Origin of the sequence: Haloarchaeobius ordinarius, assembly GCF_051801355.1 — an archaeon.
In the GTDB taxonomy this organism is placed as follows: Archaea; Halobacteriota; Halobacteria; order Halobacteriales; family Natrialbaceae; genus Haloarchaeobius.
On the sequence record NZ_CP196560.1, the window covers coordinates 2,466,475 to 2,492,086 of the forward strand.

30 protein-coding genes and 1 other RNA gene are annotated in these 25,612 nt (G+C 65.9%); 18 read left to right on the top strand and 13 right to left on the bottom strand.

Annotated features, from left to right (window positions below):
* Positions 1-49 precede the first annotated feature (49 nt).
* The 3 genes from ACSC1R_RS12855 to ACSC1R_RS12865 all read left to right on the top strand — a co-directional run bounded on the left by ACSC1R_RS12855 (position 50) and on the right by ACSC1R_RS12865 (position 2,172).
* On the top strand, positions 50-922 hold the full coding sequence (locus ACSC1R_RS12855; protein WP_439026133.1) for a geranylgeranylglycerol-phosphate geranylgeranyltransferase: 873 nt from the start codon (positions 50-52) through the stop codon (positions 920-922).
* Positions 923-1,081: 159 nt separating this feature from the next.
* Complete coding sequence (locus ACSC1R_RS12860) at positions 1,082-1,714, top strand: RAD55 family ATPase (protein WP_439026134.1); 633 nt, start codon at positions 1,082-1,084, stop codon at positions 1,712-1,714.
* A 50-nt stretch (positions 1,715-1,764) separates the two neighbouring features.
* A complete protein-coding gene (locus ACSC1R_RS12865; RefSeq protein WP_439026135.1) occupies positions 1,765-2,172 on the top strand; it encodes a CoA-binding protein in 408 nt (135 codons plus the stop codon).
* A gap of 7 nt (positions 2,173-2,179) precedes the next feature.
* Here ACSC1R_RS12865 and ACSC1R_RS12870 read toward each other — a convergent pair whose 3' ends face one another.
* Together ACSC1R_RS12870 and ACSC1R_RS12875 are read right to left on the bottom strand one after the other, a co-directional pair.
* Complete coding sequence (locus ACSC1R_RS12870) at positions 2,180-3,160, bottom strand: PLP-dependent cysteine synthase family protein (RefSeq protein ID WP_439026136.1); 981 nt, start codon at positions 3,158-3,160, stop codon at positions 2,180-2,182.
* A gap of 36 nt (positions 3,161-3,196) precedes the next feature.
* A complete protein-coding gene (locus ACSC1R_RS12875) occupies positions 3,197-3,547 on the bottom strand; it encodes a DUF5798 family protein (protein ID WP_439026137.1) in 351 nt (116 codons plus the stop codon).
* Between the two features lie 112 nt (positions 3,548-3,659).
* Between ACSC1R_RS12875 and ACSC1R_RS12880 the strand changes: the two genes are divergently transcribed.
* Entirely contained in the window at positions 3,660-4,082 is a 423-nt protein-coding gene (locus tag ACSC1R_RS12880; RefSeq protein ID WP_439026138.1) for a DUF7548 family protein, read from the top strand.
* Positions 4,083-4,142: 60 nt separating this feature from the next.
* Positions 4,143-4,454, top strand: an RNA gene (gene ffs, locus ACSC1R_RS12885) — signal recognition particle sRNA.
* A 133-nt stretch (positions 4,455-4,587) separates the two neighbouring features.
* On the opposite strand, the gene ACSC1R_RS12890 is transcribed toward ffs, so the two are convergent.
* From ACSC1R_RS12890 to ACSC1R_RS12900, 3 genes are all read right to left on the bottom strand, one after another.
* A complete protein-coding gene (locus ACSC1R_RS12890) occupies positions 4,588-5,502 on the bottom strand; it encodes a mechanosensitive ion channel family protein (RefSeq protein WP_439026139.1) in 915 nt (304 codons plus the stop codon).
* Entirely contained in the window at positions 5,502-5,747 is a 246-nt protein-coding gene (locus tag ACSC1R_RS12895; RefSeq protein WP_439026140.1) for a YhbY family RNA-binding protein, read from the bottom strand. The genes ACSC1R_RS12890 and ACSC1R_RS12895 overlap by 1 nt, the downstream gene beginning before the upstream one ends.
* Before the next feature lie 108 nt (positions 5,748-5,855).
* Entirely contained in the window at positions 5,856-6,131 is a 276-nt protein-coding gene (locus tag ACSC1R_RS12900) for a ribonuclease P protein component 4 (protein WP_439026141.1), read from the bottom strand.
* A gap of 113 nt (positions 6,132-6,244) precedes the next feature.
* On the opposite strand from ACSC1R_RS12900, the gene ACSC1R_RS12905 reads away from it, so the two are divergent.
* The gene (locus tag ACSC1R_RS12905; RefSeq protein ID WP_439026142.1) at positions 6,245-7,309 is read left to right on the top strand and encodes a glycosyltransferase family 4 protein; all 1,065 of its coding nucleotides are present in this window, start codon (positions 6,245-6,247) and stop codon (positions 7,307-7,309) included.
* A 41-nt stretch (positions 7,310-7,350) separates the two neighbouring features.
* A complete protein-coding gene (locus ACSC1R_RS12910; protein ID WP_439026143.1) occupies positions 7,351-8,451 on the top strand; it encodes a glycosyltransferase in 1,101 nt (366 codons plus the stop codon).
* Here the strand turns inward: ACSC1R_RS12910 and ACSC1R_RS12915 are convergent.
* The gene (locus ACSC1R_RS12915) at positions 8,433-8,684 is read right to left on the bottom strand and encodes a hypothetical protein (protein ID WP_439026144.1); all 252 of its coding nucleotides are present in this window, start codon (positions 8,682-8,684) and stop codon (positions 8,433-8,435) included. The two genes, ACSC1R_RS12910 and ACSC1R_RS12915, sit on opposite strands and share 19 nt — an antisense overlap.
* A 48-nt stretch (positions 8,685-8,732) precedes the next feature.
* On the bottom strand, positions 8,733-9,131 hold the full coding sequence (locus ACSC1R_RS12920) for a hypothetical protein (RefSeq protein ID WP_439026145.1): 399 nt from the start codon (positions 9,129-9,131) through the stop codon (positions 8,733-8,735).
* A gap of 163 nt (positions 9,132-9,294) precedes the next feature.
* Between ACSC1R_RS12920 and ACSC1R_RS12925 the strand changes: the two genes are divergently transcribed.
* Positions 9,295-9,804: a hypothetical protein gene (locus ACSC1R_RS12925; protein WP_439026146.1), complete on the top strand. Its 510-nt coding sequence runs from the start codon at positions 9,295-9,297 to the stop codon at positions 9,802-9,804.
* On the opposite strand, the gene ACSC1R_RS12930 is transcribed toward ACSC1R_RS12925, so the two are convergent.
* Entirely contained in the window at positions 9,801-10,565 is a 765-nt protein-coding gene (locus tag ACSC1R_RS12930) for a DUF2797 domain-containing protein (protein WP_439026147.1), read from the bottom strand. The two genes, ACSC1R_RS12925 and ACSC1R_RS12930, sit on opposite strands and share 4 nt — an antisense overlap.
* A 170-nt stretch (positions 10,566-10,735) precedes the next feature.
* Here ACSC1R_RS12930 and ACSC1R_RS12935 point away from each other — a divergent pair, with 170 nt between their 5' ends.
* Positions 10,736-13,276: an efflux RND transporter permease subunit gene (locus ACSC1R_RS12935; protein WP_439026148.1), complete on the top strand. Its 2,541-nt coding sequence runs from the start codon at positions 10,736-10,738 to the stop codon at positions 13,274-13,276.
* A gap of 8 nt (positions 13,277-13,284) precedes the next feature.
* Here ACSC1R_RS12935 and ACSC1R_RS12940 read toward each other — a convergent pair whose 3' ends face one another.
* Complete coding sequence (locus ACSC1R_RS12940) at positions 13,285-13,935, bottom strand: hypothetical protein (RefSeq protein ID WP_439026149.1); 651 nt, start codon at positions 13,933-13,935, stop codon at positions 13,285-13,287.
* Positions 13,936-14,022: 87 nt separating this feature from the next.
* Between ACSC1R_RS12940 and ACSC1R_RS12945 the strand changes: the two genes are divergently transcribed.
* From ACSC1R_RS12945 to ACSC1R_RS12960, 4 genes are all read left to right on the top strand, one after another.
* Positions 14,023-14,358 carry a BsuPI-related putative proteinase inhibitor gene (locus ACSC1R_RS12945; protein WP_439026150.1) on the top strand — a complete coding sequence of 112 codons (336 nt, stop codon included), beginning with the start codon at positions 14,023-14,025 and terminating at the stop codon, positions 14,356-14,358.
* 273 nt (positions 14,359-14,631) lie between these two features.
* Positions 14,632-15,822 (top strand): S8 family peptidase, encoded by a 1,191-nt coding sequence (locus ACSC1R_RS12950; protein WP_439026151.1) that lies wholly within the window; start codon positions 14,632-14,634, stop codon positions 15,820-15,822.
* A 112-nt stretch (positions 15,823-15,934) separates the two neighbouring features.
* Positions 15,935-17,164 (top strand): S8 family peptidase, encoded by a 1,230-nt coding sequence (locus ACSC1R_RS12955; protein WP_439026152.1) that lies wholly within the window; start codon positions 15,935-15,937, stop codon positions 17,162-17,164.
* Positions 17,165-17,408: 244 nt separating this feature from the next.
* Positions 17,409-18,659 carry a S8 family serine peptidase gene (locus ACSC1R_RS12960; protein WP_439028717.1) on the top strand — a complete coding sequence of 417 codons (1,251 nt, stop codon included), beginning with the start codon at positions 17,409-17,411 and terminating at the stop codon, positions 18,657-18,659.
* A 91-nt stretch (positions 18,660-18,750) separates the two neighbouring features.
* On the opposite strand, the gene ACSC1R_RS12965 is transcribed toward ACSC1R_RS12960, so the two are convergent.
* Genes ACSC1R_RS12965 through ACSC1R_RS12975 form a run of 3 tightly spaced genes read right to left on the bottom strand, consistent with a single transcriptional unit; the run spans position 18,751 to position 21,373 of the window.
* Entirely contained in the window at positions 18,751-19,296 is a 546-nt protein-coding gene (locus ACSC1R_RS12965) for a GNAT family N-acetyltransferase (RefSeq protein WP_439026153.1), read from the bottom strand.
* Between the two features lie 46 nt (positions 19,297-19,342).
* A complete protein-coding gene (locus ACSC1R_RS12970; RefSeq protein ID WP_439026154.1) occupies positions 19,343-20,284 on the bottom strand; it encodes an NAD-dependent epimerase/dehydratase family protein in 942 nt (313 codons plus the stop codon).
* A 45-nt stretch (positions 20,285-20,329) separates the two neighbouring features.
* Positions 20,330-21,373 carry a methyltransferase gene (locus ACSC1R_RS12975; protein ID WP_439026155.1) on the bottom strand — a complete coding sequence of 348 codons (1,044 nt, stop codon included), beginning with the start codon at positions 21,371-21,373 and terminating at the stop codon, positions 20,330-20,332.
* A 243-nt stretch (positions 21,374-21,616) separates the two neighbouring features.
* On the opposite strand from ACSC1R_RS12975, the gene ACSC1R_RS12980 reads away from it, so the two are divergent.
* The 5 genes from ACSC1R_RS12980 (at position 21,617) to ACSC1R_RS13000 (ending at position 25,033) form a co-directional block, all read left to right on the top strand.
* Complete coding sequence (locus tag ACSC1R_RS12980; protein WP_439026156.1) at positions 21,617-22,186, top strand: tRNA (cytidine(56)-2'-O)-methyltransferase; 570 nt, start codon at positions 21,617-21,619, stop codon at positions 22,184-22,186.
* 37 nt (positions 22,187-22,223) lie between these two features.
* Positions 22,224-22,748 (top strand): transcription factor, encoded by a 525-nt coding sequence (locus ACSC1R_RS12985; RefSeq protein ID WP_439026157.1) that lies wholly within the window; start codon positions 22,224-22,226, stop codon positions 22,746-22,748.
* Positions 22,748-23,413 (top strand): DUF2110 family protein, encoded by a 666-nt coding sequence (locus tag ACSC1R_RS12990; protein ID WP_439026158.1) that lies wholly within the window; start codon positions 22,748-22,750, stop codon positions 23,411-23,413. Before ACSC1R_RS12985 ends, ACSC1R_RS12990 begins: the two co-directional genes overlap by 1 nt.
* A 4-nt stretch (positions 23,414-23,417) precedes the next feature.
* Positions 23,418-24,242 (top strand): DUF5803 family protein, encoded by an 825-nt coding sequence (locus ACSC1R_RS12995; RefSeq protein WP_439026159.1) that lies wholly within the window; start codon positions 23,418-23,420, stop codon positions 24,240-24,242.
* An 89-nt stretch (positions 24,243-24,331) separates the two neighbouring features.
* Entirely contained in the window at positions 24,332-25,033 is a 702-nt protein-coding gene (locus ACSC1R_RS13000) for a competence/damage-inducible protein A (RefSeq protein ID WP_439026160.1), read from the top strand.
* A gap of 24 nt (positions 25,034-25,057) precedes the next feature.
* Here the strand turns inward: ACSC1R_RS13000 and ACSC1R_RS13005 are convergent, their stop codons facing one another.
* Entirely contained in the window at positions 25,058-25,588 is a 531-nt protein-coding gene (locus ACSC1R_RS13005; protein ID WP_439026161.1) for an ester cyclase, read from the bottom strand.
* Positions 25,589-25,612 lie beyond the last annotated feature (24 nt).

Consider the following 25,612-nt stretch of genomic DNA (forward strand, 5'->3'; position numbering starts at 1 on the left):
GCGAACGCCAATCACGCCTTTTTTGCTCCGCCACCAGACACTGGAGGGTATGAGTCTGCACGACCGGGTCACCGGGCTGGTCGAACTGACCCGGCCGGTGAACGCCGTGGTGGCCGGGGTCCTCACCTTCATCGGGGCGTTCGTCGCCGTCGGTGGCGAGGTGACGACGGTCACCGGCGGCGTCACGTCACCCGCGGTCAGGACCGTCGCGGCCGCCCTCACGACGATACTCGCGGCCGGCGCGGGCAACGTCATCAACGACTACTTCGACCGCGACATCGACCGCATCAACGCGCCGGACAGACCGATACCCCGGGGAGCCGTGAGCGCGCGAGGTGCGCTCGTGTTCAGCGTGGTGTTGTTCGCCCTCGCCGCCGCGTTCGCCCTGGTTCTACCGGCGCTCGCTATCGGCATCGCAGTGTTCAACCTGCTCGCGCTGGTCGCCTACACCGAGTGGTTCAAAGGGACACCCGGGCTCGGGAACCTCCTCGTGGCGTACCTCGGCGGTAGCACCTTCCTGTTCGGCGGTGCAGCCGTCGGGAACGCCGCGGCGGCGGCGACCCTGTGTGCGCTCGCCGCGCTTTCGACGGTGAGTCGAGAGGTCATCAAGGACGTCGAGGACATCGCCGGCGACCGCGAGGAGGGGTTACGGACGCTCCCCATCGCGGTCGGTGAACGCCGGGCGCTCGTGCTCGCGTCGTGTGCACTGGTCGTCGCCGTCCTCGCGAGCCCCGTCCCGTACCTCCGCGAGACGTTCGGCATCGCCTACCTCGTCGCCGTCATCCCGGCGGACGTGCTGATGCTGTATGCGGCCTACGAGGGCTTTACCGACCCGACGGCGAGCCAGAACCATCTCAAGTACGGGATGTTTCTCGCTGCGGCCGCGTTCATCGTCGGCAGGGTCGCCGTTCTCACCGGGTGAACGGGTCGAAGAATCACCGACGGCGATATGCTATGATGACCGTCTGATGACTTTAATCAAAAGTACTATAAGCCGGATACTGTATTCTCATACCATACGAGGGACCCGGTATCGACACCGCACAGAAACGACGCTGGTCCCGAGTGACGTAGACACGCCATGTATGACCTGGCCGACGTTCTTCCGGACGCGGAACTCTCCCCCGGCACCAACCTGCTAATCGCCGGCCCACCGCTGACGGGGAAACGACATATCGCGCTGGACATCCTCGCGAGTGGCTCGAAGCAGGGCGAGGGAACCATCGTAGTAACGACCAAGGACAGCGCACAGAAGATATTCGATCAGTACGAGAGCCTCGTCGACGATATCGCCGCTGTCGACATCGGCATCGTCGATTGCGTGACGAAGCAACGCGGCGTGAACAACGTCACCGACGACGCTCGAATCAAGTACGCGTCGTCCCCCGTCGACATGACCGGCATCGGTATCAAACTCTCCGAGTTCTTAGAGGAGTTCTACGAGGTCCGCGGCCACCGGAAGAACCGGATCCTGTTGCACTCTGTCTCGACGCTCCTGATGTACTCCGACCTCCAGACCGTCTTCCGGTTCCTCCACGTGTTCACCGGTCGCGTCCAGTCCGCCGACGCGCTCGGCGTCTACATCATCGACTCCACAGCCCACGACGACCAGACGATGAACACGCTGAAACAGCTGTTCGACGCGGTCATCGAGGTCGAAGAGGGCGACGGTGGCGAACCGACGCTCCACACGGCCGGTATCCCGTCGCGCTGACGGTGCCCGACCGCGCCAGCCTTTTGACCGGCCCGCCCGTCTCTTCGCCCATGCCAGTCCAGAGCGACGCGGAACTCCGTGAGATACTCGAGTACGACACCATCGCGGTCGTCGGGTGTTCGAACTCGCCCGGAAAGGCGGCTCACGACATCCCAGGGTACATGCAACAGCAGGGGTACCGCATCATCCCGGTAAATCCGTTCCACGACGAGATTCTGGGTGAGCACGCGTACGATTCACTCTCTGCCGTCGACGAAGAGATAGACGTCGTGGACGTGTTCCGGCCGTCCGAAGAGGTCCCCGAAATCGTGGACGAGGTCTTACAGCGCAACGACGTCAAGGTCGTCTGGATGCAACTCGGCATCCGCAACGACGAGGCGGCGAAGAAGGCGGAGGATGCGGGGTTACAGGTCGTCCAGGACAAGTGCCTCAAGGTCGAACACGGCCGGCTCAGCTGACGGCTTCTTACCCTTCCCACTCCTCGTACGACCGGTAGATACCCTTCGAGAGGTATCGTTCGCTGGAGTCGGGGAAGACCGTGACGACCGAATCGTACGGCGCGTCTATCTCGCCGCTGGCGATGCGCTCGGCGACCCCGATGGCGGCGACACTCGCGGCTCCAGCCGAGGAGGCGACGAGGTGGCCCTCCTCGCTGGCGAGGCGCTGGACCTCGGCGTGGGCCGCCCGGTCGGCGACCTGGATGACGTCGTCGACGAGGTCGGGTTCGAACAGTTTGTTGGTGTTCGTGTCGTGGGTTCCGATACCCTCTATCTTGTACGCGTCGGCCTCGGGATGGTCGCCTTTGAACTCGCTGTACAGCGAGCCCTCCGGTTCGACCGCACCGACGTAGGTGTCCGGGTTCTGTTCGCGGTGGTACTTCGCGAGACCCATGAGGGTCCCAGCGGTGCCACAGCCCGCGACGACCGCGCCGACCTCGCCGTCGAGGGCGTCGTATATCTCCGGCCCAGTCGTCGCGTAGTGCGCTTCCGTGTTCAGCGGGTTCTCGAACTGCTGGGGGACGACCGCGTCGTCGAGTTCCGCCGCGAGTTCGTGGGCGCGCTGGATAGCCCCGCCCATGTCGTCTTCGGTCGGGGTGTTGATGACCTCGGCACCGAGCGCTCGCATGAGCTGTTGTTTCTCGAGGGAGAACCGCTCCGGGACGACGAAGACCGCGTTCAGGCCGAGCTGGCCGGCGGCGACCGCCAGACCGATGCCCGTGTTGCCCGCCGTCGGCTCGATGACGGTTCCGCCGGGTTCGAGCTGGCCGTCTTCGAGCATCCGTTCGAGCATGTACTTCCCGATGCGGTCTTTCACGCTGGCACCGGGGTTGAACGACTCGAGCTTCGCGTACACGGGCACCTCGTCGGGTGCGGCGTGTACCCGCACGAGCGGCGTTTCACCGACCGTCTCCAACACCGAGTCCAGCGGTTCCTCGTGGGTAGTCATACGGGGGCAATAGTTGCCGCCGGCCGATAGGTGTTGTTACTCGTTCGTACCGCCGGACTCGACTGCGCCTTCGTCTTCGACCGGAATCTCTTCTGCCGCTTCGGCGGCCGCGGCTGGCTCACCGGCTGCTTCCGCTTCCGTGATGAGACTATCTGCGAGAAGTTCCTGGACGTCGATGTCCTCTTTCTCGGCGAGGGCTTCGAGGATGAGGCGGTGTTCGGTGAGTTCGGTCTCGATGTCGTCGACCGTGTTCGTCGTCTCGTCGACGTCAGCCTCGATCTGTGTGAGTCGTTCACGGACGTCCTTGAGTTGTGCGTAGAGCTGTTCTGCGCGCTCGGCCACCGTCTGGAGGGTCTGAAGCATCTTGCCTGCTGAACCAAGTCCCATACTGAACGCATCGTCCCCGGAGGTGTTGTGCGTTCCGCCTCGTCCTGGTGCAGCAGGCGGCCCTGGTGCTACCTTCGCGGCGTTTATGTCCCGTCCGCGACGAGTCTCGCACATGAACCGGTTCCGGACCCCCCCGACCGTGGGTATCGTCGCCGCCCTCGCGTTCGTCGTCGCCGTCTTCGTCCCGTACGTGGCGCTCTCCGAGAACGCCATCTCGGGACTCTCGACCTACTACGGCGTCGGCGTCGTCTCGCCGACGTACCTCTCGTTGTTCGCGCTCGTCGCAGTCATTGTCTTCGCGGCCGGCCGCGAAGGGCGAACCGAGCCAGACCTCGCAGCGGGCGTCACGCTCGTGTTCGGCCTCGTCATGACTCTCCTCACACTCCTCTGGGCGCTCGAAGCCGGCGACGTGGCCAGTAGTCTCGGGACCGAAGCGTGGATGGAGTACCACCCATGGGCCGTCCTGCTATGTAGCGTGGCCATCGCCGTCTGTAGCGCGTGGTACGCCCGCGTGCTCGGATTGTTGTCGGCCTGAATCGAGACGCTGTCTTCTGGTTCGAGTCGAAAGGTCCTTAAGAGGCAAGCGGTTACGTTGGAGTGGACTAGGTCGGGCAGTTAGGCCCTGCTCTCCACCCGCAGTATGGTCATCAGCGGGGACCGAATCCTGAGGGCGTCCGGTCAGACGCGGCCGGGCCTCGGGAGTCGACGTAGAAGCCTCGTCCGTCGGGGACGGCGGTCGACGGGACCCATCCGCAGGGATGGTGCCTCGTCGTTAATCGGCGGTAATGAGTCAGGCACGGAAGTGAGCAGCTCACCGTCGGACACCCGTCGCTCGATGGGTCGCGGGGTGGAGAAGACGACCGAGATTCCCCAGTCGGGAACGCCGGGCAATCTCAGGCGTCCACCATTCATATCGCATTCACACTCCCGAGCGACGCTTCTCTGGCTCGGCAGTGACACCAGCCGGGTCGAGAAAAGCTCGATTCTTCGAGTGTGTCGTTCACGAAAACGCGCGGACGGGCGGAGTCGGGCCGTGACGCTCAGTCGTCTGCAGTGATGACTTCCGAGAGCTGTGCCACGTCGAGCGAGCCGCCGAGGGTGCGGTTCGGGTAGGGGATGTCGATTCCCTCCTCGTCGAAGCGCTCTTTGACCGCCTGGACGTACTCACCGCGCGTCTTCACGAAGTCGGCACGCGACGGGTTGTCTATCCAGATGCGCGATTTCAGTCCGACTGAGGAGTCACCGAGTTCGGTCAGTCGAACCGACGGCTCCGGGTCGTTCAGGATGCCGGGGTGGTCCTCGGCCTCCTCGACGATTATCTCGGTCGCCTGGTCGATGTCGTCGTCGTAGCCGATGCCGAAGAGGAACTGGAGACGGAGCTGGTCCTTCGCGACGGGGTTCTTGATGACGCCGTCGGTCAGCTGCGAGTTCGGGACCGTCAGCAGTTCGTTGTCGAACGTCCGGACGCGGGTGACGCGCAGACTGATGTCCTCGACGATTCCCGAATACCCGTCCCACTCGATCCAGTCACCGATGCGGAAGGGTTTGTCGGTGAAGATGAACACGCCCGCGACGAAGTTCGCGATGACGTCCTGCATCGCGAAGCCGATGGCGAGAGTCGCCGCTGCACCGATGGTGGCCAGCGCGGTGAGGATGTTTCCGAAGCCGGCGAACGCGAACGCGAAGCCGATGGCGGCGAAGAAGATGGCGAAGTTGGTAATCTTCCGGAGTGGGACCCGGGCGTGCTTGTCGAGCCCGCGACGGTCCATGAGCCGCCCGACCAGGGGGAGGACGACGATACGTCCGACGACGTACACGGCCAGAAAGCCGACGACGAACAGGATGGCTGCTGCTACCTGTGGGGCGTAGGTCTCACCGACGAACGACGAGAGCGTCTTCGATAGCCCATCCAGCTGCGGGTTCTCTGGCTGAAGTGAGAATGCGACCCCGAACATCAGTGGTACACGGCAGTGTTACCCCGCACGTCGAACAACGCCCCGCTGATGCGGTCCTCCAGTTCTTCGGCGAGTTCCTCCGTCGAGGTCCCCCCACGGGCCGCCCGCAGGAACTTCACCTTCACGAGGTCGTTCCCTTGCAACTGGTCGTTCAACTCGTCGACGACCGACTCGATCCCACCCTTGCCGACCCACACTGTCACGTCAAGTTCGTGGGCCTTTCGTCGAAGCTCTTCGTTACTCATACCCCCCGATTTTACGGCCAACGGTTTCAATGTTTCACCAAACGTGCGTGGTCCGGCCGGAGAACCGGGTGAGGAGAGCGAATCGGTGACACACTGCTCGGCTCGTGATTACCGGTACGGGTATCGGGCGTGGTGTCCGCAGTCGCAGGTCACGACCACGTGGCCGCCCTGCAGGCGGGTCCGGGCGTTCACACCCGGGAGGAGGTAGGCGTCACAGGCGTCACACGTGAAGCGTCGGAACCGGTAGGGGAGACGAACCCGGTTGCGCTCGGCGATTCGTCGTGCCAGACGGACGTACTCGCGGGCACGGTCGAACTCGCCCGCTCTCGTCGCCTCGCGGGCGAGGGCGTCCAGCCGGTCGATTCGCTCCTCCGCGATAGTCATCTGGGTCGGGGTTCCCTCCGGACAGCCAAAGGGGTACCGTCTTCCGGGCGACGACGACGGTTCCCACGGCGAGTCGGAAGCTATTTTTCTGTCGTCCGAGGACCGACACGACAGTGCGCGTCTGCAATCACCTCGAACTCGAGTCCCAGTTGGAGCGAAGCGGCATCGGCACGGCGGCCGACCAGCAACGCGCGGCGCTGGCGAAGGCTGCCCCGGAGATAGACGTCCTCGACTCGCCGTGGACCGACGGCTCCATCCCGGACGCCGCGTTCGCCCGCCTGGCGTTCGACGAGGACCTCTTCGCGGAGTACGACCTCGTCCACTGCAACATGATCGGACCCGAGTCGCTGGTGGTGGCTCGCCACGCGAAGCGCAACGACATCCCGCTGGTGTTGCACGCCCACGTGACGAAAGAGGACTTCCGCGGCTCGTTCCGCTTCTCGAACGCCGTCGCACCGGCGCTCGGCGAGTACCTCAAGCGGTTCTACTCGCAAGCAGACCTCGTGCTGTGTCCCTCCGAGTACACGAGGGGTGTCCTCGAGGACTACCCGCTCGACGCACCCATCGAGCCCATCTCGAACGGTATCGACCTCGATTCGATGGCGGGCCACGAGCAGTTCCGCGAGGAGATCAGGGACCGGTACGACCTGGACGGGATGGTCGTCTTCGCCGTCGGGAGCGTCTTCGAGCGCAAGGGCCTGACGACGTTCTGTGAACTGGCGCAGGCGACCGACTACGACTTCGCGTGGTTCGGCACCTACGACGAGGGGCCACACGCCTCGAAGACAGTGCGAAAGTGGACCCAGAACCCGCCGGAGAACCTCACCTTCACCGGCTGGGTCGACGACAAGCGCGCCGCGTTCGCCGCTGGCGACGTGTTCTGCTTCCCGTCGAAGGTCGAGAACCAGGGCCTCGTCGTGCTGGAGGCGATGGCCTGCGAGAAGGCGGTCGTCCTGCGCGATATCCCGGTCTTCCGGGAGTACTTCGAGGACGGTCACGACTGCCTGCTGTGTGAGACCACCGAGGAGTTCGAGGCCGCGCTTGCCCGTCTCGACGCGGACCCGGACCTCCGCCGACGGCTCGGACAGAACGCCCGCGAGACAGCCGAGGAACACAGTCTGGAGACCGTCGGAGCCGAGTTAGCCGACATCTACCGCGACCTCCTCGCGTCGGACTGAAGTCACGTTCTTTAAGTGTTCGTCGGCCGACTCCGGCCATAATGACGCAACAGGTTGCCGCCTTTACCGACACCTACCTGCCCACGGTAAACGGCGTGACCTACACCATCAAATCCTGGCGCGACCGGTGGAACCGTCAGGACGGCTGGATGGACGTCGTGTACCCCGATTCAGACGGGCACGCACCCGAAGCCGGTGAGTACCCGGTCCGGTCGGTCCCCTTCCCGTTCTACGAGGGCTTCCGGGTGGGCGCGCCCCAGATACCGGACGCCGTGGAGCACGCGGACGTCATCCACGCCCACACCGCGTTCGCACTCGGTCTCGCCAGCCTCCGTCTCGCCCGGTCGCAGGACAAGCCTCTCGTCGCATCCTATCACACGCCGACGGCGGAGTACGCCGAGTACATCTCGCCCTCGCGGAAACTGGCCGGCGGCCTCCAGCGGCTCAGCAAGCGTTACGAGCGCTGGTTCTACGACCGCGCCGACCTCGTCATCACGCCCTCCGAGCCGACCCGACGCCACCTCGTCGATGCGGTCGGCGTCGAGACGCCCGTCCGCGTCGTCTCGAACGGCATCGACACCGAACAGTTCCGCCCGGTGGACGCCACCGACTTCCGCGAGACGTACGACCTCTCCGGCACACTCATCGGCTACACTGGCCGCCACGGCTACGAGAAGGAACTCGACCAGATACTCGCGGCCGCCGACGGCCTCGACGCGACCGTCGTCTTCGGCGGTGACGGCCCTGCCCGGAAAGACCTCGAAGCCGAGGCGCGTCGCCGTGACGTCGACGCCCGGTTCCTCGGGTTCCTCGACCGCGAGGAGATGCCCGCGTTCTACTCCGCACTCGACGTGTTCACCTTCCCCTCGCCGGTCGAGACGCAGGGACTGGTCGCCCTCGAAGCTAACGCCTGTGGCACACCGGTCGTCGGCGTGAACGCCGGGGCACTCGCCGAGACGGTCGTCGACGACGTCACCGGCTACCACTTCGAGCGCGACGATGTCGACGGGTTCCGCGACGGCATCGAACGGGCGCTGGCCGACCGCGACCGGCTCTCGGAGAACTGTCTCGCTCGCCGGGACGAGGTCAGCATCGACAACGCCGTCGAACGGCTGGCCTCACTCTACGACCGCGTGTCGTGACCGCCGGCCAGCGTCGACCGTGTTCGTCTGAGCCCGTCGACCACCGTCGCCACCAGGACTAGCCCGGCCAGCAGTGCCACTGAGAGCCCGAGTCTGTCACCCACCTGGCCGCCGAGTCCGAGTCTGATGACCGTCCCGAGGATAGCCACGGGAACGAGCGAGAGCGCCACCCTGGAGTGCGGGTGCGGAAGTTCGTCCAGCACCGCGTAGAGGAGCACCGCCGACAGTGACATGTCGGCACACAAGTTGTACGCTCCTGTGACAAAAAAGCGGCGAAGACGTTATCGGTCTTCGAGCGCGTCAGCGATGCGCTTGAGCGCGCGGGTCTGGTCGCGCAACTCGTCGCGGACCTGTCGGACCTCGCGGACGAGTTCCTCGTTGTCAGAACTGGACTCCTGGCCCATGCCACCGGGACCGCCGGGGCCGCCACCCATCATGCCGCCCATCATCTGGGCGAACGGGTTGCCGCCGCCACCGCCCATGCCGCCGGGGCCGCCCGGTGCGCCACCGGGACCGCCGCCCATCATCTCTTCCATTCGCTCGCGTCGGTCCTCGTCGGACTCTTCCTCGCGTCGCTGTCGAATCTCCTCGACGCGCTCGCGGAAGGACTTCGATTCACCGTCGTCCTCGGGGGACTCTTCGCCCTGCGCTTCCTTGCTGCGGTCTTCGTCGTCTGCCATACCCTCGGGTTCCACCTCCGGACCGAAAAGGGTTTTTCTCGCGGGCCATCCGGTCTGCTGTCGAACCGTCACCGGGACGTATCGTCGGCGAAGGGTCACTCGTTCCGTCGCGGTGCCGTCCACGGTCCCACGTTTTTCCACCGTCGGAGACTAGAAGTCGACGATGGTCGCGTTCTACCTCCTCGCTCGTCTCGCCGTCGTCGTCGGCTACTACCTCCTTCGTCTCCTACCGGTCGTCGGGCACTGGCTGGCCCGGTCCTACGACCAGCGGCTGTTCGGGCCGGTCGACGACCGACTCGCCATCGCGGCAGTCTCGGCGACCCGTGACGGTGACGTCCTGGAGGTTGCCGTCGCCATCGAGAACGCCCTCTGGGTCGACCTCGCGGTCGCAGGATGTGCCTTCAGAATCGCTCGCCAGACCGACGATGCGACACTCTCCCACGTGGTCTGGCCGCCCGCCTTCGACACGCGACCCGGCTGGCTCGCGAGTGACCCGGTCCCGGCGGAAGGACAGGAGACCATCCGCGTCACGACCGTGCTCTCCGGCGGCGAGCAGGAGTCACTGACGGTCGACGGGAGTCTCGTGTTTCAACCGTCGTTCTCGGTCGGCGACCGGACGTTCGCCCTCGGGCGGTACGAGTTCCCCGTCACCAGCCACGACGTCTCCGTCTAGACGAACGCCCCGAGACTGGACTGGAGGTCCCTGTCGGTCGCGGTCTCGTCGACGCCGTAGCCCACGAGGGCTCGCAGGTCCACACCGTACGTCGTCCCGCCGGTTTCGAGCACGAGAACCCGTCCCTGCACCCCGACGACCGTCCCGGACAGGACCGTCTCCGGGATGGGGTTGGCGTCGAGGGAGAACCCGTAGTCGAACGCGAACGTCTCTATCGGGTCGAACGCGGCGAGGAGGTCGGCCCAGGCGTCCTCGTCGACGGTGTCACCGAGACCAGCGATTTTCGTCGGGACGCGGACCCGGTCGGGGAGGGGCACCTCGCGGGCGTGTTCCGCTTCACGTTGGCGGGCGATGCGCCCGTCGGAGACGGTGTGGATGTGCGCACCCAGGTCCGCACCCTGCTCCCGAAGGCGTGTCTCCAGTCGCCACGACCGGGTGACGCCGACCTTGAACGTGTCGGGGGCGAACGCAGCGAGGTAGACGGCGTGTTCCTCCTCGCAGGTGTCGAGCGGTTTGTCACAGCCGCCCGTACAGATCGCACACTGCCAGGTGCGCTGGTGCTGGTAGCAGTACGGTGCCTCCTCGCGGTCGCACGGCCGGTGGCCGTCGTCGGTCAGCGACCCTGCACACCAGCGGTCCCGGAGCGTGTACGCGAGTTCGGTGCCTGGCTCCAGAGTCCGTCGGCTGGTCGCGCCGTCCGTCGCGAACACCAGTGCTGGCGCGTGCGAGTCGCGTTCGGTCTCGTAGCCGACGATTTGCACACGCCGACGTAGCGGTGTTCGGGCTAAAGTCGTGTCGTTCGCCAACCCATAATCCAAAACCGATTATAGCCTAACTCGTTTATCACAACGGTTTTCTATCGGTCCGGCGAAGCGCGGATTATGACAGCGCACCGGCCGTCTTCGCCATCGACCAGCGGGGTGGGTCCGTCGTGAACGCGGACCGCATCGCCGACGCCATCGTCGAACACAGTAAGATAGTCATCGTCCTGTTGTTCGTCGCGACGCTGGTCGTCGGGAGCGCCGCCTCACAGGTCGACCAGTCGACCTCGACCGATAGCTTCCAGACCGAGACCGAGGCCGCGGACAAACTCGATTACATCCGGGAGAACTTCCAGACTGAGGGCCAGAACCGGACCACAGTACAGGTCGTCGTCCGCGGCGACAACGTCCTCTCGAAGGAGTCGCTCCTCTCGACGTTACGATTCCAGCGGGCGTTGTACGAGAACGACACGGTCGACGGGACGCTGGCGTCGGAACCGGCCGTCGTCGACGTGTCCAACGCGGTCGCCTTCGCGGCAATCCAGCGCGAGCAGGCCCAGAGTGGGCAAGGCGGCCAGCCACCCACAGCAGCGCCGTCGCTCGATGCCCAGATTTCCGCCGTCGAGTCCCTGAACGAGTCCGAGGTCGATACCCTGGTGGGTCGCATCCTCGGTGGCGACGGTGGTGGCCAGGGCGGTGTCGCCCCCGGTGGTGATGCACTCGCACTCATGCCGGTCGACTACGAGCCGGGGTCGACCACCGCCGACGCCCGGGTCCTGCTCGTCTTCCAGTCGGTGCCGGCCGACTCCAGCGGGACCGACCTGCCCGAAGACGTGTCCGCCGGCCAGCTCGCCGTGCAGGACCTCGCCGAGGAGTCACTCGGCAGCGAGTCGTTCGTCTTCGGCATCGGTATCGTGAACGACGAGACGGGCCGCTCTATCGGTGACAGCTTCACCATCATCGGGCCGCTCGCGCTCGTCCTCGTGCTCGTCACGCTCGTCATCGCCTACCGCGACCTCGTCGACATCGTCCTGAGTACCCTGGGAATCGGGCTCGTATTGGTCTGGATGCAGGGGTTCATGGGCTGGGTCGGTATCGACTTCTCGACGACGCTCATCGCCGTCCCGATCCTCCTCATCGGGTTGGCCATCGACTACGCCATCCACGTCTTCATGCGCCACCGCGAGGCCCGCGAAGCCGACCCGGACGCGTCGGTCGACGTCACGATGAAGCGCGCCCTGGCGGCGGTCGGTGTCGCGCTGCTGTGGGTGACGGTGACCACGTCCATCGGGTTCCTCTCGAACCTCACCAGCCCGCTCCCGCCGCTCCAGAACTTCGGCCTCGCCAGCGCGGCCGGCATCGTCAGCGCCCTCGTCGTCTTCGGGGCGTTGATTCCGGCGCTCAAGGTGGAGATCGACGGACTGCTCGAACGCTTCGGCTTCGACCGGCGCAAGAAGCCCTTCGGCGGCGAAGGGCGCGGTGTTGGCCGCCTGCTCGCCATCGGGAGCGAGGGTGCAAAGCGTGCACCCATCGTGGTCCTCGTGCTCGCGCTCCTCCTCAGTGCGGGCGGGGCCTACGGCGCGACGCAGGTCGACACCAGCTTCGACCGGAGCGACTTCCTCACCGAGGAGCCCCCGGGCTGGATGAAGGAACTGCCGGAACCGTTCGCACCGGGCGAGTACAACATCCGCAAGAACGCGAACTACCTCAACGGGAAGTTCCTCCAGCAGGACCAGTCCTCGCAGGCGGAGTTGCTGATACAGGGTTCCGTGACGGCCCCGGACACCCTCGAACGGGTCCAGCAGGTTCGCGACAGGGCTCGCGATAGCGAGACAGTCATCCACCTCGCCGACGGCGAACCCCGAATCGACGGGCCGCTGTCGACCATCCGGCGTGTCGCCGCCCGGAACGACTCCTTCGCCCAGACGGTCACGGCGGCGGACACCGACGGGAACGGCGTCCCCGACCAGAACCTCCAGGCGGTGTACGACCAGCTATACCAGGTCGCACCCGAGGACGCCAGCCGCGTCATCGCCCGCGACGATGGCGAGTACGTCGCCCTCCGCATGCAGGTCGCCATCCAGGGCGGCTCGCCGGTCCCGCAGGTCAGAGACGAGATGCAGGCCGCGGTCGAACCGGCACAGGGCAACGGCCTCACGGCCACGGCGACAGGGCAACCAGTCCTGACCGCCATCATCCAGGACGGCCTGCTAGAGACCGTCGTCGTCACCCTGGTCGTCACGGTGCTCGCAGTGCTCGCGGTCCTCGTCATCGGCTACCGGCTCTTCACCGGCTACGGCTCGCTCGGGGCAGTGACGCTGCTCCCGGTGGTGCTCTCGTTGGCGTGGGTGCTGGGGGCGATGTGGCTCCTGAAGATTCCGTTCAACGCCCAGACCGCGCTCATCACGAGTCTCGGTATCGGGCTGGGGGTCGACTACAGCATCCACATGTCCGAGCGCTTCACCGACGAACTCGACCGCCTGGGCAGCGTCGACGACGCGGTCTCTGCGACCGTCGGCGGCACCGGCGGTGCACTGCTCGGGAGCGCCGTGACGACGGCGTCCGGATTCTCCGTGCTCGCGCTCGCGATCGTGCCGTCGCTCCAGCGCTTTGGCATCGTCATCGGGCTCGCCATCGTGTTCGCCTTCGTCGGCGCGGTCCTCGTCTTCCCCAGCGTGCTCGTACTCTGGGGACGGGCGATTCCGGAGTAAGAGAAACCCTACTTCGCGACCGCTATCCTGACGCGGTCGTCGTCAAGCCACTCGGGGTCGCTCCCAAGGAAGGCCCCGACGCGCTCTACGTACTCCGCGTCGTCCATCCCGAGGTTCCCCTTCGACATGTCGAGGACGACCTCGTCGAGGCGGTCGAGCACCTCGTCGTCGCCCGCCATCACGGACATGAACTCGTCCGGGGCGACCGCCTCGCCGGCTTCGAGCCGTGCCGCGACCGAGTCCAGTTCCTCTGCACGCTCGACGGTCACGTCGAGGGTCACCGTCACGTCGACGGTCGTGCCGAAGCCCTCGGCTGCGTAGGCCTCCTCGGCCCGCGTGATGGCGGGCCCGAGCACGTGCTCGAAGTCCATCCCCGTCTCTTTCAGTCCCATGTACGTGAACGCCAGGAGACCCGTGAGGCCGTACTCGAACGCGGGGTCTTCGAGGCCCTTCTCGAATATCTGCCGACGGTCCTTGCGCTCTAGATTCCGGATGAGCAGGTAGAAGTCCACGATACCGTTGGTCACCCGCTTTCGGATGCGAGCCTCGGCGTTCCGCCTCGACTGGTCGTGGGCCATCTCGGTCATCCCGAGCAGGTACCGCCGGTCCGCCTTCGACAACAGGCCGCGCGGTCGGTCCGGCTCGAACTCCATCTTCATAGGCAGACTCGGATTATGCCGACACCGGTGATAGGTGTGCCGATGCCACGGACAAGACCTATGTCGCCCCCGCCAGTACCCCGCCGTATGTCACTCTCGGGCACACTCGACGCCACTGCGACCGACGACGGTGTGACGTTCACCTTCACCGTCGAGAACACCGGCACCGGCCACGTCGACCTCCAGTTCTCCGACGGGCAGACCCACGACGTCGTCGTCCTCGAAGACGAGGACACCCAGGTCTGGAGCTGGGCTGAGGGACGGATGTTCATGCAGATGCTCCAGGAGGAGACCATCGAACCGGGCGAACACGTCACCTACGAGTGTACCTGGGAGGACCCGGAGCCGGGTTCGTACGTCGCCGAGGCGTTCCTGGCAGCCTCGAACGCTGACTGTGAAGCGTCGGCGGAGTTCAGCGTCTAACCGCGAGTCGCCGCGACGGCACCGGCGCGCGCCGGGTTCACACGCCGCACTCGACGCCCCGTAGCGGTGATTTCCACCGGTTCTTCCGACCCGTGTCGCCGCGAAATTTGAATAATTCTGGCAAGTATTGCCATTTATTTTGTAATCTGATAGCCGAGAATCTGATTAGAGACTAAATTAGGACTGCGATAAGACGATTTATTGTTAAATCTATTGGCCATTGGCAACAGAACACAAAGTATATGTAGTGATTGGTGATTACCGTTGGTCTGGATGTCTGACAAAGACACACAACCGTCACGGCGTACCATCCTTCAAGCGACGACCGGCGCACTGGCGACCGCGGGCATCGTCGGCCTGGGGTCGGCCAAGCCGGGGGACAAGGTGGAGGTGAACGTCGGTTTCGACGGACCGAGTGGACGTAGCGCGGCCCTGAGTGCGGCCGACGACGTGGTGCGGGAGTTCAACTTCGACGCGATGACCATCCGGCTGGCCAAGAAGGCCGCCGATGCACTGACGCGGAACCCCAACATCCGCTACGTCGAGGAGAACGGGACCATGCACGCCCTCGCCGAGACGGAGGGCTGGGGCATCGACCGCACCGACGCCGACGTCGCCCACGCCAACGGCGAGACAGGGTCGGGAGCCGACATCGCCATCCTCGACACGGGTATCGACTCGGACCACCCCGACCTGCAGGCCAACATCGGCTCCGGGACCTCCTTCGTCGCCTGTCGGACTAAAGGTGGCTGCCGGTTCGGTGCGAAGCCCGCCGACAACACCTGTTACGAGTCCTGGGACGACGACAACAACCACGGGACCCACTGTGCCGGCATCGCGAACGCGGTCGACAACACCGAGGGCGTCATCGGCGTCTCGACACAGGCGACCCTCCACGCCGTGAAGGTCCTCGACAAGTGTGGCTCGGGCTCGTTCTCCGACATCGCCGCCGGTGTCGAGTACGTCGCCGACCAGGGCTGGGACGTCGCCAGCATGAGCCTCGGTGGCTCCTCCGGCTCGTCGGCGCTGCGTGACGCCTGCCAGTACGCCGAGAGCGCGGGCGTGTTCCTCGTCGGCGCGGCAGGGAACGACGGCCCGTGTTCGGACTGTGTCGGCTACCCGGCCGCCTACCCCGAGGTCATGGCCGTCTCCTCGACCGCCTCCGACGACACGCTCTCGGACTTCTCCTCGACCGGTCCGGAAGTCGACATCGCAGCACCCGGGACCGACATCTACTCGTCGGTCGCGTCCAACGGTGGCTACGACACCTACTCGGGCACCTCGATGGCGACCCCGCACGTCGCGGGTGCTGCCGGTCTCCTGATGGCCAACGGCTACACGGCTTCCGAGGCGCGCGACCAGCTCGCGTCCACGGCGGAGAACATCGGTCTCGCCTCGAACGAGTCCGGTGCTGGCCTCCTCGACGCCGCCGCGGCCCTCGGCCTCGATTCCTCGGACAACTAATACTACCTGGTCCCCGTTCTCGCCGACGTGTCGGCAAATTAATCGCAGTTCGTCAATAGATACATCAGCGTACCAAACATTTAGTCACCATCGGTGAGTGTTATGGGCTATCATGGCACAGCGTCGTGTCACGAGGCGGCGATTGCTCGAAACGACCGGTGGGACCCTGACAGTCGCCGCGCTGGCCGGGCTCTCACAGGCAGCGGGCCGGGAGACAGTCGAGGTGAACGTCGGGTTCGACGGCCCGAGCGGACGGCGGGCCGCAGAACGGGCGGCGACCTCGGTCGAGCGCGTGTTCGCGTTCGACGCGATGACCATCACGGTCGCTCGTCCGGCTATCGACGGCCTGCGCAAGAACCCGAACGTCCGCTACGTCGAAGAGAACGGGCGGATGTTCGCCATCCCGAATCGACCGGTCTCGAACGCGCCCCCGGGCGGGTGCTCCCCGTGGCCGGACTGCAAGGACGACGGCGGCGGGGGTGGTGACACGAGCCAGATGCTCCCGTGGGGTATCGACCGCGTCGACGCCGAGGTCGCCCACGCCAACGGGGACACGGGTGCCGGAGCCGACATCGCTATCCTCGATACGGGCATCGACGCAGACCACCCCGACCTGCAAGCCAACCTCGGCTCTGGCACGGCGTTCGTCAGCTGCCGCGGTGGGAGCTGTACCACGGACTGGGACGACGACAACGAGCACGGCACCCACTGCGCTGGTATTGCGGGCGCGGACGACAACTCCCAGGGCGTCGTCGGTGTCTCGACCGGGGCGACCCTCCACGCTGTGAAAGTCCTCGACAAGCGCGGTTCCGGCTCCTTCTCCGACATCGCTGCCGGGCTGGAGTACGTCGCCGACCAGGGCTGGGACGTCGCCAGCATGAGTCTCGGTGCGTCCTCCGGGCCCCAGGTGGTGAAAGACGCGTGCGAGTACGCCGACAGCAAGGGCGTCCTGTTGGTCGCCGCGGCGGGCAACTCCGGTCCGTGTACCGACTGCGTCGGCTACCCGGCCGCCTACCCCGAAGTCGTCGCCGTCGGCTCGACGACGGAGTCCGACACCCTGTCGTCGTTCTCTTCGACCGGTCCCGAGGTCGAAATCGCCGCACCCGGCTCGGCGATCTACTCCACGATTCCCGGCGGCTACGACACCTTCTCCGGGACCTCGATGGCCTGCCCACACGTCTCGGGAGCCGCGGGCCAGTTGATGGCCGACGGCGCGTCCGCGTCTCAGGCGAGGAACACCCTCGGTAGCACCGCCGGAGACCTCGGACTCGCCTCGAACGAGTCGGGTGCCGGCCTCCTCGACGTCGCGGCGGCCCTCGGCCACGACTCCTCAGACAACTGAGACGGGCGGGAGACGAGCCCTCTCGCCCGTCCACTGTGGGATGCGTCCACATCCCGTGGATTCGACGGCCCTCCCACCCAATTAATTCCAGTGGTAATTTTTTGGAAAAACCTACGGACACCGGTTAGACGCTATTTCTTCACAAATACAGAACAGTTAACGGCAAAATTATCTAAACTACATGGCTAATTTCGCGGTTGAAACAAAAGTTTTAATTGTAGTACGAATCTCGTCAACGATGGACATGGCAGACAACAACAGTCAGATGTCGCGGCGGCGGCTGCTGAAGACCACGGGTGGGGCACTCACGGCGACCGGGGTCGTCGGACTGACGCAAGCGAAGGCCAGCAAGGGTGGCGACAAGGTCGAAGTGAACGTCGGCTTCGACGGCGCACGGGGTCGGGCACGCGCCGAGAAGGCGGCTTCGAGCGTCAAACGACGCTTCAACTTCGACGCGATGACGATGGAGGTGCCGCGCAAGGCACTGAAGGGGCTGCAGAAGAACCCGAACATCCGCTACGTCGAACCGAACGGGACGATGTACGCCATCCCGCACCAGCCGAGCACCTACAAGCCGCCGGGCAAGTGTAGCCCGTGGCCGGACTGCAAGAACTCCGACGGCGGTGGCGGCGGCGATACGAGCCAGACGCTCCCGTGGGGCATCGACCGCGTCGACGCCGAAGTCGCCCACGCCAATGGGAACACGGGTGCCGGTGCCGACATCGCCATCCTCGACACAGGTATCGACTCGGACCACCCCGACCTGCAGGCCAACCTCGGCTCCGGGAAAGCGTTCGCCAAGTGCAAGGGCAAGAGCTGCAACTACAACTGGGACGACGACAACGAGCACGGCACCCACTGTGCCGGTATCGCAGGCGCGGACGACAACTCCCAGGGCGTCGTGGGCGTCTCGACCGAGGCGACCCTCCACGCCGTGAAGGTCCTCGACAGCCGTGGTTCGGGGTCGTTCTCCGACATCGCGGCCGGTGTCGAGTACGTCGCCGACCAGGGCTGGGACGTCGCCAGCATGAGCCTCGGCGGCTCATCCGGCTCCGCGGCACTCCGTGATGCGGTCCAGTACGCCGACAGCAAGGGCGTCCTGCTTATCGCCGCGGCGGGTAACTCCGGTCCGTGTACCGACTGCGTCGGCTACCCGGCCGCCTACCCCGAGGTCGTCGCCGTCGGCTCGACGAACTCCTCGGACCAGCTCTCGTCGTTCTCCTCGACCGGCTCCGAGGTCGAAATCGCCGCCCCCGGTTCGGACATCTTCTCGACCGTCCCCGGCGGCAGCTACGACACCTTCTCGGGCACCTCGATGGCCTGCCCGACCGTCTCCGGTGCCGCGGGCCAGCTGATGGCCGACGGGGCCTCCGCCTCGCAAGCGCGTAGCACCCTCACGAGTACGGCCGAAGACATCGGTCTCGCCGGCAACGAGGGCGGTGCCGGCCTCCTCGACGTGGCGGCCGCGCTGAACCTCGACTCGTCGAACAACTGACCCGCTTCGGTTCGACGACGTAGCCAACACTCCCCGTCCTTTTCTGTCGCCTGTTTCGTTTCGACCGGGTGGCGACGCCGGTCCCGGTCGGTCACTCGCTCTCGTCTCGCTCCCACCACTCCCGGGCGAGCAGCCCGTAGTAGTGAACGTCGTGGTGTTCGCCGTCGGCGAACCGTTCCTCGCGGTGGACGCCCTCGTGCGTGAATCCCAACTTCTCGAGAAGCGACCGTGACGGGTCGTTGAAATCGAAGACGTAGGCGCCGACCTTGTGCAGGCCGAGCTGGTCGAACGCGTAGTCGAGCAGGAGCGAGCAGGCTTCGGTCGCGTACCCGTTGCCCTGCGCCTCCGGGACGACGTGGACGCCGGCATCTGCGGTGTCGTTCGGTCGCTGGATGCGCTTCAGCGTCACCATGCCGACGTACTCACCGTCGAGACAGGCGAGCAGCGCGACGGTGTCGTCCCCGCGGAGCCAGTCGAGAAAGCCCTCGGTGTCGGGTTCGTCGAACGGTTCCGGGGGGCCACCGGCGAACAGTCGAAGGTCGGGGTCGTTTCGCAACCGCTGGAGGTGGTGCAGGTCCTCGTCCTCGACGGTTCGGAGTTCGATGCGGTCGCCGCGAGTGAAGACTGGGCCAGGCATACGCCGTGGGACTCGCCGGGCGACCAAGAAATCTGGGGCGTCTCGCCTACTCGTACTCGGCGCGCAGTTCCGAGAGCAACTGCCGGGCCGCGCGTCGAACGGCTTCGTCGCTCGACTGGCTGGGCTCCCAGCCCAGTGCAGAGAGCTTCTCGATGGACAGGCGCATCTTCGGCACGTCGCCGGTCCAGCCGCGGTCGCCACCCGTGTACTCGTACTCGGGGTCGAGGCCCATCTCGTCGGCGACGATGTCGGCGATGGTGTTGACCGAGGTCGTGGTCCGGGTCCCCAGATTGAACACGTTGAAGTCCTTCTCGGCGTGTTCGACCACGTGGCACATCGCGTCGATGCACTCCTCGACGTGGAGGTAGGACTTCTCCTGTAGACCGTTGCCGAGGATGGTCAGGGTGTCGGGGTTCTCCAGCAGCTTCTCGATGAAGTCCGGGACGACGTTGCCGCGTTGTTTCGGCCCGACGATGTTGGCGAAGCGATAGACCCACGACTGGACGCCGTAGGAGTGCGCGTACGTCGAGATGATGGCCTCGTCGGCGAGTTTCGAGGAGCCGTAGATGGAGATGGGTTCGAGGGGCGCGTAATCCTCGGGCGTCGGCATCGGGGCCTCGCCGTACACCGTCGAGGAGGAGGTAAAGGCGAGCTTGTCACAGCCGACTTCGTCCATGCGTTCGAGGACGTTGTACGTCATCTCGCCGTTCTCTTCGAACAACTTGCGGTCGTCGTCGAAGTTCGTGTCGGTGTAGGCCGCGAAGTGAAACACCATGTCGGTGTCCTCGGTGATGACGGAGGCGACGTCGTCGGGGTCGCACATGTCCGCCTTCTCGAACTCGACCGCGTCCGGGACCCGGTCGCGTGTCCCTTTCGAGAGGTCGTCGGCGACGAGGACGTCGTTGTCCGCCGCGAGGTGGTCGGCGAGGTGTGACCCGACGAGTCCCGCGCCACCGGTGACGAGGATTCGTTTGTCGGAGAGCTTCATGCGATGATGTGTACCACCGGTGAGTAAGTGCGTTCTGGTCCTGTACTACTTCGAAAGCGTCCCGGTGACCAGCGTCACGCCCGGCGCGCGCCGGAGGTCGATTCGCGTCACGTCGGTGAACCCTGCCGCTCGCAACCACGCCTCGACCTGCTCGAACCGGTAGACTCGCCCGCCGAGGAGGACTCTGTACGTGAACCCGATGAAGTCGTTCATCGCCCGGGCGGTCGCGATGGGTCCCGCGCCCTCGAACTGGTCCATGACGACCACGGTCCCGCCAGGGTCCAGGGCGTCGGCCGTGCGCTCGAACAGCCGCCGGGCCTCGTCGGGCGTGAACCCGTGGACGACGTTGAACGCGAACGCGAGGTCGTAGCCGGACCCGATATCGTCGGCGAGCAGGTCGCCACCGATGGTGTGGACTCTCTCCGCGAGCCCGGCCTCGGCCGCGTTCTCCCGGGCCACCTCGAGTGCGACCGGCGAGTCCACGACGGTCGCCTCGAGTGACGGATTCGCCCGACACGCACCGATGCTGTACCGCCCGTGGCCGCCGCCGAGGTCGACCAGTCGCGTCTTCCCCGTCACGTCGACGTTGTCGAGCACCGGGTCGAGCGCCAGCTTCGCGACCGCCTCGAAGCCGCGCTGGGCGATCGGCCACCGGTCGGGGCGGTCGTCGAGCCACTCGTACACCGACTGCTCGGGCTCACCAGTTCGCACGACCGCGGTCGCGTTGTCGTCCCAGAACGGGTAGACCACGGAATCCCAGAAGGTGAACCAGTCGACCAGCCCAGGGTCGCCGACCATCCAGCGCTCGCTGAGGTTCGAGAGGGCGTAGGTGTCGCCGTCGGAATCGAGGTACCCGGCGCGAACGAGGAACCGACAGAGCATGTCGAGCGTCTCCTCGTGCCCGTCGAGTCGGGTCGCGAGGTCGGCAGCCGTCGCCGGGCCGTCGGCGAGCGTGTCGAACACGCCGAACTCGGCAGCGAGAGCGACCGACTTCACGGTCCCGCCGCCCAGCAGGTCGTAGATGGCCCCCGGCGCTCGGTTCGCCCGGAGGATGTAGAGGCGTTCGAGGAGGTTCGGGACGTGGGGCATCGATTGCAGTTCACTCGGAGCCGGGGAAAAACTGGTGCCGGTTCTCGCGCTCTGGCACGCGGGACGCACGCGGCCACAGCCTGTTACCTGCAGACACTCGTTCTCGTGGGCGGGTGTCCGGACGACGACCGCCGGGGCGTTCCGCTTGCTGACGGTCATCGGCCTGCGGCTGGCCGCGAAGGGTGCGTTCGACGTCTGCGCCGAAACGAAACCCCCTAACGGGTGCTCCCAGTACCGACAGCCATGCAAGGAGAACCCGAGGTCGCCGTGGTCCGGTTGGCACACCGCCCGGGCCGTGACGACCGGATGACGACGCACGTCGGGTTGACGGCGCGTGCCCTCGGCGCGGACCGGGTCATCTACCCGGACAACGCCGACCAGTCACGCCAGACCGTCGAGGACATCACCGGTCGCTTCGGCGGCCCCTTCGCGGTCGAACTCGTCGAATCGACGAAGTCCGTGGTCAGGAACTGGGATGGCACCGTCGCCCACCTCACGATGTACGGCGAGCGCGTCCAGGACGTCGAGGACGAGATTCGTGCCTCACGAGAGGAGGACGAAGAGCCGCTGCTGGTCGTCGTCGGGTCCGAGAAGGTCCCGTTCGACATCTACGAGGCCGCCGGCTGGAACGTCGCCGTGACGAACCAGCCCCATTCCGAAGTGGCGGGCCTCGCCGTGTTCCTCGACCGGCTGTTCGACGGTCGCGAACTCGACCGCGAGTGGCAGGATGCAGAGAGTCGCGTCGTCCCGAAAGCGACCGGGAAGAAGGTCGTCTCGGCTGACGGAGAAGACGGCAAGGGCGCGGACGAGTAACAAGATTTAACCCGCTTACGGCCCCCATTTCGACATAATGGCTTTTGAGGGACTGCTCGAAGACCCCGTCATCCAAAAATATCTCCACGAACTGGTGGGCCCGAAGGGCATGCCAGTGGCCGCGGCCCCGCCGGACGGCGAGGTCACGGACGAGGAGCTCGCCGAGGAGCTCGACCTGGAGCTGAACGACGTCCGCCGGGCGCTGTTCATCCTCTACGAGAACGACCTCGCGACATACCGCCGCGTCCGCGACGAGGACTCCGGCTGGCTCACCTACCTCTGGACGTTCCAGTACGAGAACATCCCGGAGAACTTAGAAGAAGAGATGTACCGTCTGCTCGACGCACTCGACGAACGGAACGACTACGAACGCGACCACGAGTTCTACCTCTGTGAGGTCTGTTCCATCCGGTTCGAGTTCGGCGAAGCGATGGACTTCGGCTTCGAGTGCCCCGAGTGCGGGTCGCCGCTCGAGTCGATGGACAACGGTCGCCTCGTCGAGGCGATGGAAGCACGAATCGCGGCGCTCCGCGACGAGCTGAACGTGGAAACGAACGCATAATGGTCGTACTCGCGACCAAAGTGTACGTCGAGGGTGACGCCCGCGACCGTGCCATGGACGGCCTCCGGTCGCTCGTGGACAACGCGGTCGGCGACCTCGACGTGACCTACGATATCGGCTTGCGCCACGACGACTTCCCGACCGTAACACTGGACGGCGACGACGTGGTCGCCGCCCGGAACGTGCTCCGTGAGGAGTGGGGCGAAATCGTCCCCGAACTCGAGACGGGCGAGACCTACGTCGGCACGCTCGAACACTGGGACGACGACGGGTTCGTCCTCGACGCGGGGCAGGAGGTTCGTATCCCCGCCGACCAGCTCGAACTCGGTATCGGGACGCCGGAACAGATTCGCAACCGCCTCGGACTGGTCCAGCACCTCCCGATGGAGTTCGTCTACGGCGAGCCCTCCCGACTCTCCGACGACGAGCGTGACCGCCTGTTCGACTGGACCCGCGGGAACGGCCGAGTGAACGTCAACAGTTCGACCCGCGGCGAGGTCCGGGCGACGGTCAACCGCGCCGGGCACGCCCAGGACATCGTGACGGTCGAACGCCTCGGCCTGCTCGAACAGTCCATCATCTGCACCGAGGAGACCGACCCGCCGGGGCTGCTGGCGAGCATCGGGGGTTACCTCCGGGCGGAACTCAAGTGCGTCGTCCCGTAGGACCATGAATCGACGACTGCTGCTCGGTGTCGGTCTGCTGGTTCTCCTCGTCGCGAGCGCGGGCTGTACCAGCATCTTCGGCGGCGGCATCTCCGACGAACAGCTCGACAGCAACGCGACCTACGCCTGGGACGAAGTCCCGAGCTGGGACACCACGGGTGACACGCCGAAACCGGTCGAGACCAGCGAGACCACCGACGTGTACGTCAACGTCACGGGCGGCCAGTACCACGCCGTGTACCACCTCGACAACGTCACCAGGAAGGACTTCCAGGTGTACACCCGCGGGCTGAGCAACGAGGACCCGGTCGACATCTCGGCGGTCAGGTATCGCTACCCCAACGGCACGACCGTCAAAGGGTCACAACTCGAGGTGTACAAGAGCAACTACAAGACGCACGTCGTCCTGCCGAAGAGCGACGGCGGCACGACGAACGGGACGCTCGCGTTCACCGCGCCGGCTGAACCGAAGAACTTCCGCCTGCTCAACTACATGGAGGGCTCCTACGAGGTCGTACTCCCGAGCGGGATGCGCACCTCGTTCTTCCTGTTCGGGCAGGTCGTCCCCTCGGCCGACCAGCGCTCGACCGTGGACGGCCGGGTCCACCTCCAGTGGGAGGAGGTCAGCGGAGCCATCACGGTGAAGTACTACCTCGAACGTGACTTCTACATCTTCACCGGGGCGGTCGGCCTCCTCGGGCTGGTCACCATCGGCGGGATGGCGTACTACTGGTACCGAATCAAGGCGCTCTCTGAGTTGCGCGAGCAACTCGGGATGAACGTCGAGCTAGGTGACGACGGCGACGGGCCACCACCGGGGATGCGGTAGGCACTGTCCACCCCGGAACCTTCGAGCCAGCCCCCGGTCGTCCAGCCGAGAGGACGGGTGTTTTTACGGTTCGGACCGAACCACGAGCCATGCAGGCAGCCGTGGTGACCGTCGGTGACGAACTCCTCAGTGGCGACACGGAGAACACGAACGCAACGTGGCTCTGTCGCCAGTTGACAGCACGTGGCGTCACCGTCGAACGAGTGTTCACGATACCCGACGACGTCGGCGACATCGCACAGGTCGTCAACGAGAGCTACGCTGCCTACGACGTGGTGCTCGTGACGGGTGGGCTCGGGCCGACCCACGACGACGTGACGATGGAGGGTGTCGCGGCCGCGTTCGGGCGAGCGGTCGAGAAGAACGAGGAGGCCGCGGCGTGGCTGACCGAACACGGCGGGTACGCCGCCGGCGACCTCGTGGACGGGACCACTCACCTGCCCGCGGGTGCTCGCGTCCTCCACAACACGGAGGGCGTCGCCCCGGGCTGTGTCGTCGAGACGGTGTACGTCTTCCCGGGCGTCCCAGGCGAGATGAAGGCGATGTTCGCCGAGGTGGCCGACGAGTTCGCCGGCGAGGTCCAGCACGTCGAACTGGTCCACGCGGCCGAACCGGAGTCTCAGCTGGTCGACCGGTTCGCCGAACTCCGCGAGCGCTTCGACGTGCAGGTCGGGAGCTACCCGGGCGACCACGTCCGGGTGAAGCTCTCGGGGCCGGACGAATCGGTCGTCGCCGAAGCGGCGACGTGGCTCCGCGAGCGGGTCGACTCCCCGGCGGAACGACCCGAGTAGGTCGGGAGAAACAGACTGTCGCGGTCAGTCGCCGCTGCGCAGGAACCCCTCGCGGACGGTCGCGACGAACGAATCCAGCAGGTCCCGCGGCCCGCGCTGGGCGAGTCCGAGCTGGTCACCGACGCCGAGTGCGTCTTCCAGTCGCCAGACCTCGGCTATCTGGCCGCGGTCGAAGCGGAACCGGAACACGGTCGGGACCTGGAACAGCCGCCCGGTCGGCGCGTACGGCCCGCGGCCCGGGACGGGCAACATCCCGGTGTGACGGCCGCGAACCGTGCAGTACGCGATTGCCTCGTCGCCGTCGACGACGAGCGACTCCACCGTCGCCTCACAGTCGTCGAATATCTCGTGTTGCCGGGTGACGTGCCGTTGCAGGGCACGCCGTCCGGTGACGCCGGTCCCCCAGCAGTCCAGATGCAAGACGGCGTCCGGCGTGAACAGGTCGTCGACGCGGTCGAGGTCGCCCGCCACGAACACGTCCTGGATGGCCTGTCGGGCCAGAATCTTCTTCGCCACGTGCTCCGAGCGTTCGCCGACGCGTAGCTCTGTTGCCATGCGGACGATAGGCGACCGACGAGA